Genomic DNA, 11,693 nt, shown 5'->3' with positions numbered 1-11,693 from the left:
CCGGTCGCGTCAGGGCAGGCGGATAGGCAGGCTGTCGTCGAAAAGCGACTGATATCTCAGAGCTTGTAGCGGATCTGGTCGGTCCAGAAGCGCTCCAGGCGCAGCAGGGCATTGTTCATCCGCTCGAAGTCGTCGGCCGCGATGCCGCCGATCTGCTCGACCGTGCGGACATGCTTGTCGTAGACGCCCTTCACGATATCGTGCACCGCAGCGCCCTTGTCGGTCAGGCTGATGCGCACCGAGCGGCGGTCGATGCGCGACCGGGCGTGGTGGAGATAGCCGAGCTCGACCAGCTTCTTGACGTTGTAGGACACGTTCGAGCCGAGGTAGTAGCCGCGGGTGCGCAGCTCGCTGGCCGACAGCTCGGCATCGCCGATATTGTAGAGCAGCAGGGCCTGCACGCTGTTGACGTCGTCCCGGCCGCGGCGCTCGAACTCGTCCTTGATGACGTCGAGCAGACGGCGATGCAGACGCTCCACCAGCGTGAGGGACTCAAGATAAAGAGGCTTCACGTTGAGGTCGGCATCGCTCGTCTTGGCAACATCCGAAGTCTTGACGCTCGCTTTCATGGTATATCCCGCCTGTTGTGTGTCGGCCAGGATTTGTCTCCCGGTCCGCTTCTGAAAAACACCATATGCCGAGGCGGATGAAAACGAGTTTAAATATCAGGATGAATCAGGGATTTACCCCTTTGGGTGAATCGTAAGTGAAGCCAGAAACGCTTAAGCTAAAGCGATTCTTACCATGACTCGGCGCAATCGAGCGGTCGTTCGGCTAACCCGCACTGTCATCCCGTGCGCGGTGCAGCGCGCAGCGGTGCGCCGCAGACACGGGACCGCGTGAGGAGAAAGGCGCCCCTTTCTGATGACGTTCCCGCATCTGCGCAGCAGCGTTTCACGCTGCGGCGCGCACGGGATGACAGGCACCTTTGCCGGGAGACGGTCCCGCATCTGCGCAGCGGCATTGCATGCCGCAGCGCGCGCGGGAAGACACCTTCTGCCGAACCGCCGCCAGCTATTCGGCCTCGTTCTCGGCCGCCCAGGTCGCCAGGAAGTAGACGGCGATCAGCCCGATATAGAGGCCGACGAGCCAGGCCGTCATCGGCACGAAGCGCGGGAAGAAGAAGCCGAGCAGCATCTGGCTGATCGCGGCGAGCAACCAGAGCACGCCGCCCCAGGTCGAGGTCAGCCAGAGGCCGACGGCAGCGACGAGATCGATCACCGCGAAATAGACGATGATCGCCTGATAACTCAGCAGGCGGTTCTCGAAGGGCGGCTGCGGGTTGCCGGGCAAGCCGAAGATCACCATCCAGGCCGTCAGCCCCTTGGCGAGCCAGAAGGCCGAGAGCAGACGCAGGAACCAGACGAGCACGAGCCGCCAGCGGTTCGCCCGCTTGGCTTCGGCCTCGCCCGCCCCGGCACCGCGCAGGGCCTCGCCGTCTCCGCCCAGACCCAAGCTCAGCCCTCCAGCTTCAATTCGTCCGCGCCGAGCGGCGCGAAATAGGCGTCGATATCAACCTGCTTCACGTCATCGAGCGTCGCCGGCTGCCAGCGTGGCGCCTGGTCCTTGTCGATCACCACGGCACGCACGCCCTCGTAGAAGTCATGTCCGCGGGCGATGCGCGAGACGATGCGATATTCGGTGCGCATCGCCTCGGCGAAATCTATCCTGCCGCCACGCCGCATCTGCTCGAAGGCGATGGCGACGCTGGTCGGCGACTTCACCGCGATGGTCTGCAGGAGCTTCCCGGCCAGCGCGCTGCCCTTCCCGGCGGCCCGGCGCAGGCGCTCCATCACCTCGGGCAAGGTTTGGGCGGTGAAGGCTTCGGCCATCATCGGCCTTTCGCCATGCAAGGGACCGGGTCCGCGCTGCAGCGTGAAGCCGGCGAGGATGTCGTCGACGGAGCCCGGCCGGGTCAGCGCATCGGCGAGCTCCGCCATGCGCTCGCTCGGAACGCCATGGGTCGCGAGCCCGGCCGCCAGCGCATCGGCCGCGCCGACCCGCTCGCCGGTCAAGGCCAGGAAGCTGCCGAAGCCACCATCCAGACGCGGCAAGGCATAGGTCGCGCCGACATCCGGGAAGAAGCCGATGCCGACCTCCGGCATGGCGAAGAGATAGCGATCCCCCGCGACGCGGTGGCTGCCATGCAGGGAGATGCCGACGCCGCCGCCCATGACGATGCCGTCGATCAGCGCGACATAGGGCTTGGGATAGGTCTTGATGCGGTGGTTGAGGATGTATTCCTCGCCCCAGAAAGCGAGCATCTCGTCGTGGCGGCCGGCCTTGCCGCAATCATGCAGCCAGCGGATGTCGCCGCCCGCGGAGAAGGCCTTCTCGCTCGTGCTGATGACGACGACGCGCGTGACCTGCGGATCGTTCTCCCAGGCATCGAGGGCGCGCGCGAGCTCGCGAACCATGCCGAGGCTCAGCGCATTCAGCGCCTTCGGCCGGTTGAGCACGACGACGCCGGCGGCGCCGCGAATCTCGCAGATGATCTCGCGATCTTCAGTCATGGTCCGATCCCGCTTCCGTGGGCAGCGGTTCTGGAAGGCGAGGCATGGCTTGTCAACGCGAGGGATCGGCGGTCCATCTGGGCATCAGCGCAGGATGATGCCGCGCCCGTAGCCGCCATGGGCGGAGGGCAGCACGGTGCAGACCATCGCCCGGCCATGCTGCTTTTCCACCGATTGCAGCGCCGCGACCTGCTCCTCATAGCTTTCGGTACGACGCAGGCCTTCCACCGTCCCCTTGATCGATTTCAGGTTCTGTTCGATCCGCTGCCGGCCGATCCGCAGCGACGGACAATGGCGCTCGGCATAGTCGGCGGAAGCCAGCGCGCTCGCGGTCTGCGCCTCGATCGCGTCCCGGCGCGTAACTTCGGCCAGGGCCGGCCGCGCGGCAAGGAAGAGAACGGGGACGATTGTCCAAAGCAGTTTCGGCACGCGGGAGATCCTTGCGGTCGGCAGGGCTGAGTTCGTCGCGAAAGGACGCGCAAGGCAAGAGCGGGATCGCCGCCATCCACGGCTGCGGCGATGCCCGCACGATTGCGACCATGCGCCCTGTTTTGGAATCGTTCCGATGTGATAAAGAAGCGATCGGCCGGTTTCGCCCGCATGACGAAAGCCTTGGCCTGTACCGTTCATCGCTTGAGGCAATCGCCATGGAATCCCCGGTCGTGCGGCCTTTCCCCACTCCGAAATCCCGTCATGACGACGTGCCGTCGCTTGGCCTGACGCGCCGCATGCGCCGCAACCGCAAGGCGGAATGGTCGCGCCGGTTGGTGCGGGAATCGGCGCTGACGACCGACGACCTGATCTGGCCGATCTTCCTGATGGATTCCGGCGAGGCGCGTTCGCCGGTGGAATGGATGCCCGGCGTCGACCGCCTCAATATCGATGAGGCCGTGCGCCAGGCGGCAGAAGCGGCCGCGCTCGGCATCCCCGCGATCGCGCCCTTCCCCTTCGTGGACAAGGCGCTGCGCGACCCCACCGGCTCGGAAGCGCTCAATACCGGCAATCTGATGTGCCGCGCCGTGCGCGCGATCAAGCGCGAGGTGCCGGAGATTGGCATCATCTGCGACGCCGCGCTCGACCCCTATACCTCGCATGGCCATGACGGCGTGATGGAGGGCGAACGTGTCCTCAACGACGCCAGCGTCCAGATCCTCGTCGGGCAGGCGCTTGCGCTCGCAGATGCCGGGGCCGATGTCATCGCGCCCTCCGACATGATGGACGGGCGCGTCGGCGCGATCCGGGCGGCGCTCGACGGCGACGGCCACGAGGACGTGCAGATCATGGCCTATGCGGCGAAATACGCCTCGGCCTTCTACGGCCCGTTCCGCGACGCGATCGGCACCAATGCCACGCTCGTCGGCGACAAGCGCACCTACCAGATGGATCCGGCCAATTCGGACGAGGCCATCGCCGAGGTGATGCTCGACCTCGAGGAGGGAGCAGACATGGTGATGATCAAGCCCGGCCTGCCCTATCTCGACGTGGTGGCGCGGGTGAAGGATCATTTCCGCGTGCCGACCTTCGCCTATCAGGTCTCCGGCGAGTACGCGATGATCATGGCGGCCGCCAATAACGGCTGGCTCGACGGCGACAAGGCGATGCTGGAAAGCCTGCTGGCGTTCAAGCGCGCCGGCGCCGACGGCGTGCTGACCTATTTCGCACCGCGCGTGGCGAAGAAGCTGAAGGCCGGCGCGTAAGCAAGCCAAGGCTGTCATCCCGCACGCGCTGCGGCACGTCGGTGCTGCTGCGCAGATGCGGGATCGTCCTCAGGAAAAGGCACTTTCTCGTCGCGCGGTCCCGTGTCTGCGGCGCATCGCTTACGCGCTGCACCGCGCACGGGATGACGCGTGCTCCCGGGAACACTATGGTTTCGACATGACGACGGATGAAAGCCAGAACTTCCTGGCCATGCTGAAGACTGACCTGCGGGCCGCCATGCGGGAGCGGAAAGCCGCCGAGATGACAACCCTGCGTGGTTTGATTTCCGCCATCGACAACGCACAGGCGGTGCCCGTCAGCGATAAGCACGACACATACGTCTTCCATGCCTTCGGCGACAGCGCCGTCGAGGTCCCGCGCCGGGCGCTTGGTCACGATGATATTCGCGCGTTGGTCGAGGCCGAAATTCGGGCCCGCAACGATGCGGCAGCGGACTATCGCCGTCTCGGCCGGGATGACAAGGCCCAGGAGCTGACCGGCGAAGTTCAGATCCTGAGCCGCTATCTCGGCCCGCACGGTTCGAGCTAGCCTGTCATCCCGCACGCGCTGCGGCATGGAATACCGCTGCGCAGATGCGGGACCGCCCTCCGGAAAGGGCGCCTCCTTCTACCGACGGCCCCGTGCCTGCATCGCGGCACTGCGCACGGGATGACACCCCTGCCCCGCAGGCGCTACCGTCGCGCCAGCATGCGCCCGCTCCTCCTGTCGATTCTGGCCGTCGTCACGCTCGCCCTCGCGGGCTGCGGCGCCGATTTCGATACCGACCAGATGCGCCTCTGCCGGCAGGCGATCCCACCGCTCAATCCGCCGAATGCCCGCATCGAGATCGAACGGGCCACCAAGGGACCGGTGCCGCGCGCGCTTCGATTGCTCTATCGGGTCCAGCTCGGCGATGGCCTGTCGCGCCACCGCAGCATCGATTGCCTGTTCGCGGGCGAAGGCAGCGGGCCGAGCCGCGGTGCCATGATCGGCATCGCCTCGGACGGGCGGCCGATGGCCGATGCGAGCTTCTACCTGCTGCGGCGCTTTTATCTGGAAGACCGGGCCTCGCCGCCGCCGGACCCGGCCGAACCGGCGGCCGAGAGCCTGCCGGCGATCCCCGCCAGCCTCGCTTACGGCCTGCAGCAGGGCCTGAGCGCCCTGCCCTCGGCGGCGATCTACGGCATGCTCGCGGCGGCCTATGCCCTCGTCTACGGGTTGACCGGGCGGATCATCCTGAGCTTCGGCGAATTCGCGGCACTGGGCGCGCTCGCTTCGGTCGTCGGGGTCGCGCTGCTGCTCTCGCTGGCGATCTCGACGCCGATCTCGGGGCTTGTTGTCGCCTTCGCGGTCGCGATCGCCGTCTGTGCCCTGCACGGCTTCGCCATGGGCCGCTTCGTGCTGCGTCACCTCGAACGCGGCACCGGCCAGCAAATGCTGATCGCAACGATCGGGCTTGCCATCGCGATGTCCGAATATCTCCGGTTGGCGCAGGGGCCGGAACTGCGCTGGCTGCCGCCGGTGTTCAACACGCCGATCCCGCTCGCCCATGCCGGCAATTTCATCGTCACCCTGAACCCGCTCGCGCTGGCGCTCGCGGCCATCGGCCTTGGTGCGACGCTCGGCGTCGTCCTGCTGATCCGGCGCACGGCCTATGGCCGGGCCTGGCGTGCCGTGTCGGATGACGCGAAGACCGCCGCGCTGTTCGGCGTCGATGCCCGCGCGGTCCATGACGTCGCCGTCATTATCGCCTGCGCCGCCTGCGGCATCGCCGGTGTCATCGTCACCGCGATCTATGGCGGGATGGGCTTCGCCGGGGGCTTCTCGCTCGGCCTGAAGGCGCTCGTCGCGGCGATCCTCGGCGGCATCGGCTCGGTCAGCGGGGCTGCGCTCGGCGGGCTCTGCATCGCCGCCTTCGAGGCGATCTGGTCGGCGACGCTGCCGATCGAGCAGCGCGACCTCGCGGTCTATTCGTTGCTGGCCATCGTGCTGATCTGGCGCCCCGGCGGCTTTTTCGGCGACGGCGAATTGACGCCGCGACGGGTGTGAGGCCCTGTTCTCCACCCAAGCTGATCGGAATCGAGACCCGAGCATGAGCGAGAGCTTCGCGATCACCCCCGAGGATATCGACGCCGCGGCTGGGCGCATCGCCGGGCATGTGCTGCGCACGCCCCTGGTGCCGGCGCCACGCCTCTCCGAACTCACCGGCGCGACCGTGCTGGTGAAGCACGAGAACATGCAGGCGACCGCCTCCTTCAAGGAGCGCGGCGCGGTCAACAAGCTGCTCTCTCTGAGCGAGGTCGAGCGGGCGCACGGCGTCATCGCGATGTCGGCGGGCAATCATGCCCAGGCGGTAGCCTATCACGCCAAGCGCTTCGGCATCCCCGCCACGATCGTGATGCCCGAGCCGACGCCATTGGTGAAGGTCGAGAACACGCGCGCCCATGGTGCCCGCGTCGTGCTGCATGGCGAGACGCTGTCGGAAGCCAGCCACAAGGCGCATGAGCTCGCCGGAGCCGAGCAGCTCACCTTCGTCCACCCTTATGACGATGCCGCCGTGATGGCCGGGCAAGGCACATTGGCGCGCGAGATGCTGGCCGATGCGCCCGATCTCGACACGCTGATCATCCCGCTCGGCGGCGGTGGATTGATGGCCGGCAACGCGGTCGCGGCCAAGGCGATCAAGCCGGGCATCGAACTGATCGGCGTCGAAGCCGGGCTCTACCCCTCCTTCTTCAATGCCGTGCACAGGCAGGACAAGCCGCTCGGCGGGCCGACGCTTGCGGAAGGCATCGCGGTGAAGACCGTCGGCCAGCTCACCCTGCCGATCGTCTCCAGCCTTGTCAGCGATATCGTCCTCATCGGCGAGGACCTGATCGAGCGCGCGGTCAACGCTTATGCCAGTCTTCAACACAGCCTTGCCGAGGGGGCCGGCGCGACCGGCCTCGCCGCGATGCTGAAGGAGCCCGAGCGCTATGCCGGCCGCAAAGTCGGGCTCGTGCTCAGCGGGGGCAATATCGATACGCGCCTGCTCGCCGCGATCATGGTGCGCGAACTGGAGCGCGACGACCGCATCGTCGCCTTCCGCCTGACCACCAACGACCGGCCGGGCCTGCTCGGCCGGATCGCGAGCCTGCTCGGCGAGGAAGGGGCGAACATCCTCGAGGTCAGCCATGGCCGGCTCTTCCTCGACGTTCCCGCCAAGGGTGTCACGCTCGACGTCACCGTGGAGACGCGCGGGGCGACACATTCGCGCGCGATCGAGGACGCCTTGGCCAAGAACGGCTTCGCACCGCGACGGATTCTGCCGCGCGGTCTTGCGGAACCGGCCCGCTGATCAAACATTACCTCATGGGCACGCATTCCGCGCGCCGATGGAGGATCGAAGTCCCGATGAGCGACACCCGTTATGGCCAGCCGCCGATCACGGCGCTGGAGCCGCGTCCCTACCAGAACGTCAGCGGCGTTCTCGGCTCGCGACTGTTCGCCTGGTTCGTCGATATCGTCGTGCTGTTCTTCCTGGGCTGGCTGGTCGTGTTCCTGCTGGCCCTGCTCGGCATCGTCACCTTCGGCGCGACCTGGCTGCTGATCCCGATCGCCACCGTCGCGACCGCACTCGGCTATGCCGCGCTGACGATCGGCGGGCGCAAGCAATCGACCTGGGGCATGCGCGTCGCTGGCCTCAGGGTCGAGACCGCCAGCGGCGGGCGCCCTGACGGACTGGCGGCGGCCGTGCATGCGCTGCTGTTCTATGTCGCGGCCGGCACCTTCCTGCTCTGGCTCGTCGATGTCGCCTGCGGCTTCGCCCGCGAGGACCGGCGCATGGGCCATGACCTGCTGACGGGGCTCGTCGTCGTCCGCACCTGAGCGATTGAGCTAGAGGCTGTTAGAGACCATGGGGCGAGTTTGATGAGGTCAAAACGCTGAAGATGGGAGGAGCATTGCGCAGCCGATACGTCTGTATCGGCAAGCGATGCGACGCTGCAGCTCCAGCGTTTTCACCTCACCCGCAGGGCGCGGCGCTTTTGCGCGACTGCGGTGTCGTTCTTCGTAGCAAGCCGGAAGGCTTGCGTCCTCGAACTCCTGGCATTCGCGCAAAATCGCCAGCGTCAAACCCGTCCCATGGTCTCTAACAGACTCTAGGTCAAAAGACCGCTCATCCACCCCTGATCGGCCGCGCCGCGCTTGTTGCCGGTGCGGCTGATGTTACATTCAGAGTCGGAAGCTTCCGGGGAGCCAGCCGACGTGACGCGCCCATTGCGGGATGCCCCGCAATTCTACCTGACCTCACCGACCACGTGCCCCTATCTGCCCGGGCGCGAGGAGCGGAAAGTGTTCACGCATCTCGTCGGGTCGCGGGCGCGCGAGCTCAACGACGTGCTCTCGCAGGGCGGCTTCCGGCGCTCGCAGAGCATCGCCTACCGCCCGGCCTGCGAGATTTGCCGGGCCTGCGTCTCGGTCAAGGTCTGCGTCGACGATTTCAGGATGTCGCGTGGCTTCCGCCGGGTGCTCGCCCGCAACAGCGACCTGATCGGCGAGGCCCTGCCGCCGCGGCCGCGCTCCGAGCATTATTCGCTGTTCCGCTCCTATCTCGATGAACGCCATCCCGATGGCGGCATGGCGACGATGTCGGCGCTCGATTTCGCGATGATGGTCGAGGACACCCATGTCGAAACCAGCCTGATCGAATATCGTCGCCGCGGCCCCGATTCCGGCTTCACCGGGCGGGGCGAAGGCGATCTTTTCGCGATGGCCCTGACCGATACGCTCAGCGACGGGCTCTCGATGGTCTATTCAGTCTATGATCCCGGCCTGGAGCTGCGTTCGCTCGGCACCTTCATGGTGCTCGACCATATCGCCCGGGCGCGCCGGCTTGGCCTGCCTTACGTCTATCTCGGCTACTGGGTCGAGGGTTCGCCGAAGATGGCCTACAAGGCGCGTTTCCTGCCGCAGGAGCGCCTAATGCCGCAAGGCTGGGAGCGCGTGGATCGGAACGATTCAACCGATTGAAACGCATCCGCGACGCGCAGAAAACGCGCTTGCCGCCCGCCGCTCCTGCCGACACTCTAGCGATAACGGCCATGGCACAGAGCCACGCGACAGAGGCCGATCCGGAGGAACGATGAGCCAGGAACTGACCGACCGGCTGGAGCGCTGCTATACCGGCATCATCCACGACACGATGCGGGCGATGGGCCTGAAGGACTTCGTCCTGCCGCCGGAACTGCGCCCGCTCCTGCCCGGCCAGAAGCTGGCTGGCCCCGCCTTAACCGTCGAGGGCAAGACTGGCGAATTCGACGCGCATGAGACGCTGCTCGGCTGGACCGGCCTGCTCTCGGCCGCCAAGCCCGGCCATGTCTGGGTCTGCCAGCCGAACACCAACGAGATCGCGCTGATGGGCGAGCTCTCGGCGGAGACCCTGAAGAACAAGGGCGTGCGTGGCTGCGTCATCGACGGGCTCTCGCGCGACACCGAATTCATGGTCGAGATGGGCTTCCAGGCCTATTTCAAGGCCTATACGCCGCGTGACATCGTCGGCGCCTGGCTGCCCAAGGCGGTCGACGAGCCGATCAAGATCGGTGAGGTCTGGATCCGGCCCGGCGACTATATCCTCGCCGATCGCGACGGCGTCGTCCGCATCCCCGCGGAGATCATCGAGGAAGTCCTCGACAAGTCGGAGACGGCGATCTCGGCCGAGAACAAGGTTCGCACCGCGATCCTCGCCGGCACCGACCCGCAGCAGGCCTATCTCCAGTACGGCAAGTTCTGAGACACTCCACCCGCGCCGTCATCCCGGGCGGAGCAAAGCGGAGGCCCGGGATCCATTCCGGAGCGCTTGCGAGTAATGTTCAGGCATGGATCCCGGATCGGCGCCGCCAAGGCGGCTTGTCCGGGATGACAGCCGGCGGGAAGGAAACAGGGCCATGACCCACGATCCGCGCCTCATCCTGCTCGATCCGCGTGACAACGTTCTCGTCGCGCGGGTTCGGCTGAAAGCCGGCGAAACGGTCGAAACCGGCTCCGGCCCGGCCGTGCTCGACCGCGACATCGCGCTCGCCCACAAGGTCGCGCGCCGTGCCATCGCCGCCGGCGAGAAGATCCTGAAATACGGCGCACCAATCGGCGTCGCGACCGAGGCGATCGCGCCGGCCGCGCATGTCCATGTCCACAACATGCGCAGCGACTACACGCCGACCTATCATCTCGAAGACGAACGCAAGACGGGAGCCTCGGCATGAGCACGATGCGCGGCTATCTCCGGTCCGACGGGCGCAAGGGCATCCGCAATACCGTCGCGGTCGCCTATCTCGTCGAATGCGCCCATCATGTCTCGCGCGAAATCGCCCTGCCCTGGCGCGAGGAAGGCGTCCACGCCATCGGCTTTCCCGGCTGCTACCCCAACCCCTATGCCGAGCGGATGATGGAGCAGCTCTGCACCCATCCCAATGTCGGCGCGGTGCTGCTGGTTTCGCTCGGCTGCGAGAGCTTCAACAAATACGCGCTGGAGCGAGCGGTGCGCGCCACCGGCCGGCCGGTGAAGACGATCATCATCCAGGGCACGGGCGGCACCCGCGCCTCGATCCGCGAGGGCCGCGCCTGGGTCGAAGAGCAGCGCGGCCTGCTCGACGCGCAGGAGACGGTGCCGATGGCGGTCTCCGAGCTCGTCGTCGGCACGGTCTGCGGCGGCTCGGACGGCACCTCCGGCATCACCGGCAATCCGGCCGCCGGACGCGCCTTCGACCAGCTCATCGCGGAAGGCGCGGCCTGCATCTTCGAGGAAACCGGCGAGTTGATCGGCTGCGAGCACATCATGGCGGCGCGCGCGATCACGCCCGAGCTCGGCGCCGAGCTGGAGAAATCCGTGGCCAAGGCGGCGCGCTATTACGCGACGCTGGGCTATGGCTCCTTCGCGGCCGGCAATGCCGAGGGCGGGCTCTCGACCATCGAGGAGAAATCGATGGGCGCCTATGCCAAGTCCGGATCCTCGCCGATCTCCGGCCTGATCAAGCCCGGCGACGTGCCGCCCCATGGCGGGCTCTATCTGCTCGACGTCGTGCCGGATGGCGAGGTTCGCTTCGGCTTCCCCAACATCAACGACAATGCCGAGATCGCGGAACTGATCGCCTGCGGCGCGCATTGCGTGCTGTTCGTCACGGGGCGCGGCTCGGTCGTCGGGTCGGCGATCTCGCCCGTTGTGAAGATCTGCGCCAATCCCGAGACCTATCGCCGGATGTCCGAGGACATGGATGTCGATGCCGGGCGCATCCTCGAAGGCCGCGCCGGGCTCGACGAGGTCGGCACCGAAATCCGCGATCTCGTCGTCTCGCTCGGCCAGGGCGGCCGGACGAAATCGGAGGAGCTCGGCCATCAGGAATTCATCCTGACCTACAAGAGCTTCGAGCCGCTCGGCCCCGCCTGCCTGCCGGCCGCTTGAGTTGGCGCAGGTAAGATCAGGATGCCCGATAACGGATATGCAACTAT

The 11,693-nt window shown here is 66.6% G+C and carries 13 protein-coding genes; 9 read left to right on the top strand and 4 right to left on the bottom strand.

Going from position 1 to position 11,693, the window contains the following annotated elements:
• Positions 1-56: 56 nt before the first annotated feature.
• From ldtR to WFK61_RS23495, 4 genes are all read right to left on the bottom strand, one after another.
• Entirely contained in the window at positions 57-569 is a 513-nt protein-coding gene (ldtR, locus tag WFK61_RS23510) for a transcriptional regulator LdtR (protein WP_336814487.1), read from the bottom strand.
• A 445-nt stretch (positions 570-1,014) separates the two neighbouring features.
• Entirely contained in the window at positions 1,015-1,455 is a 441-nt protein-coding gene (locus WFK61_RS23505; protein ID WP_336814486.1) for a DUF6163 family protein, read from the bottom strand.
• 2 nt (positions 1,456-1,457) lie between these two features.
• Positions 1,458-2,513 carry an enoyl-CoA hydratase/isomerase family protein gene (locus tag WFK61_RS23500; RefSeq protein ID WP_336814485.1) on the bottom strand — a complete coding sequence of 352 codons (1,056 nt, stop codon included), beginning with the start codon at positions 2,511-2,513 and terminating at the stop codon, positions 1,458-1,460.
• Between the two features lie 84 nt (positions 2,514-2,597).
• Positions 2,598-2,942, bottom strand: coding sequence for a hypothetical protein (locus WFK61_RS23495; RefSeq protein WP_336814484.1), 345 nt, complete (start codon positions 2,940-2,942; stop codon positions 2,598-2,600).
• A gap of 218 nt (positions 2,943-3,160) precedes the next feature.
• Between WFK61_RS23495 and hemB the strand changes: the two genes are divergently transcribed.
• The 9 genes from hemB to WFK61_RS23450 all read left to right on the top strand — a co-directional run bounded on the left by hemB (position 3,161) and on the right by WFK61_RS23450 (position 11,646).
• Positions 3,161-4,210: a porphobilinogen synthase gene (gene hemB / locus WFK61_RS23490; protein WP_336814483.1), complete on the top strand. Its 1,050-nt coding sequence runs from the start codon at positions 3,161-3,163 to the stop codon at positions 4,208-4,210.
• A 178-nt stretch (positions 4,211-4,388) separates the two neighbouring features.
• The gene (locus WFK61_RS23485; RefSeq protein WP_336814482.1) at positions 4,389-4,760 is read left to right on the top strand and encodes a GatB/YqeY domain-containing protein; all 372 of its coding nucleotides are present in this window, start codon (positions 4,389-4,391) and stop codon (positions 4,758-4,760) included.
• Between the two features lie 159 nt (positions 4,761-4,919).
• Positions 4,920-6,260 carry a branched-chain amino acid ABC transporter permease gene (locus WFK61_RS23480; RefSeq protein WP_336814481.1) on the top strand — a complete coding sequence of 447 codons (1,341 nt, stop codon included), beginning with the start codon at positions 4,920-4,922 and terminating at the stop codon, positions 6,258-6,260.
• A gap of 43 nt (positions 6,261-6,303) precedes the next feature.
• Positions 6,304-7,548, top strand: coding sequence for a threonine ammonia-lyase (locus tag WFK61_RS23475; protein WP_336814480.1), 1,245 nt, complete (start codon positions 6,304-6,306; stop codon positions 7,546-7,548).
• A gap of 56 nt (positions 7,549-7,604) precedes the next feature.
• A complete protein-coding gene (locus WFK61_RS23470; protein WP_336814479.1) occupies positions 7,605-8,078 on the top strand; it encodes an RDD family protein in 474 nt (157 codons plus the stop codon).
• Between the two features lie 378 nt (positions 8,079-8,456).
• On the top strand, positions 8,457-9,221 hold the full coding sequence (locus WFK61_RS23465) for an arginyltransferase (protein WP_336814478.1): 765 nt from the start codon (positions 8,457-8,459) through the stop codon (positions 9,219-9,221).
• Positions 9,222-9,333: 112 nt separating this feature from the next.
• Entirely contained in the window at positions 9,334-9,981 is a 648-nt protein-coding gene (locus WFK61_RS23460; RefSeq protein WP_336814477.1) for an RraA family protein, read from the top strand.
• A 154-nt stretch (positions 9,982-10,135) separates the two neighbouring features.
• Positions 10,136-10,450, top strand: coding sequence for a UxaA family hydrolase (locus WFK61_RS23455; RefSeq protein ID WP_336814476.1), 315 nt, complete (start codon positions 10,136-10,138; stop codon positions 10,448-10,450).
• The gene (locus tag WFK61_RS23450; protein WP_336814475.1) at positions 10,447-11,646 is read left to right on the top strand and encodes a UxaA family hydrolase; all 1,200 of its coding nucleotides are present in this window, start codon (positions 10,447-10,449) and stop codon (positions 11,644-11,646) included. The genes WFK61_RS23455 and WFK61_RS23450 overlap by 4 nt, the downstream gene beginning before the upstream one ends.
• Positions 11,647-11,693 lie beyond the last annotated feature (47 nt).

It is taken from the genome of Allobosea sp. MMO-172 (genome assembly GCF_037147855.1).
Taxonomy (GTDB): Bacteria; Pseudomonadota; Alphaproteobacteria; order Rhizobiales; family Beijerinckiaceae; genus Allobosea.
The sequence above is the reverse complement of the archived record's forward strand: the minus strand, read 5'-3'. Positions and strand labels throughout refer to the sequence as shown.

Bases quoted from the DNA above. Each gene is read 5' to 3' on its own strand.
- ldtR (WP_336814487.1), bottom strand. From the start codon at position 569: ATGAAAGCGAGCGTCAAGACTTCGGATGTTGCCAAGACGAGCGATGCC.
- WFK61_RS23500 (WP_336814485.1), bottom strand. From the start codon at position 2,513: ATGACTGAAGATCGCGAGATCATCTGCGAGATTCGCGGCGCCGCCGGC.
- hemB (WP_336814483.1), top strand. From the start codon at position 3,161: ATGGAATCCCCGGTCGTGCGGCCTTTCCCCACTCCGAAATCCCGTCAT.
- WFK61_RS23485 (WP_336814482.1), top strand. From the start codon at position 4,389: ATGACGACGGATGAAAGCCAGAACTTCCTGGCCATGCTGAAGACTGAC.
- WFK61_RS23480 (WP_336814481.1), top strand. From the start codon at position 4,920: ATGCGCCCGCTCCTCCTGTCGATTCTGGCCGTCGTCACGCTCGCCCTC.
- WFK61_RS23475 (WP_336814480.1), top strand. From the start codon at position 6,304: ATGAGCGAGAGCTTCGCGATCACCCCCGAGGATATCGACGCCGCGGCT.
- WFK61_RS23470 (WP_336814479.1), top strand. From the start codon at position 7,605: ATGAGCGACACCCGTTATGGCCAGCCGCCGATCACGGCGCTGGAGCCG.
- WFK61_RS23460 (WP_336814477.1), top strand. From the start codon at position 9,334: ATGAGCCAGGAACTGACCGACCGGCTGGAGCGCTGCTATACCGGCATC.
- WFK61_RS23455 (WP_336814476.1), top strand. From the start codon at position 10,136: ATGACCCACGATCCGCGCCTCATCCTGCTCGATCCGCGTGACAACGTT.
- WFK61_RS23450 (WP_336814475.1), top strand. From the start codon at position 10,447: ATGAGCACGATGCGCGGCTATCTCCGGTCCGACGGGCGCAAGGGCATC.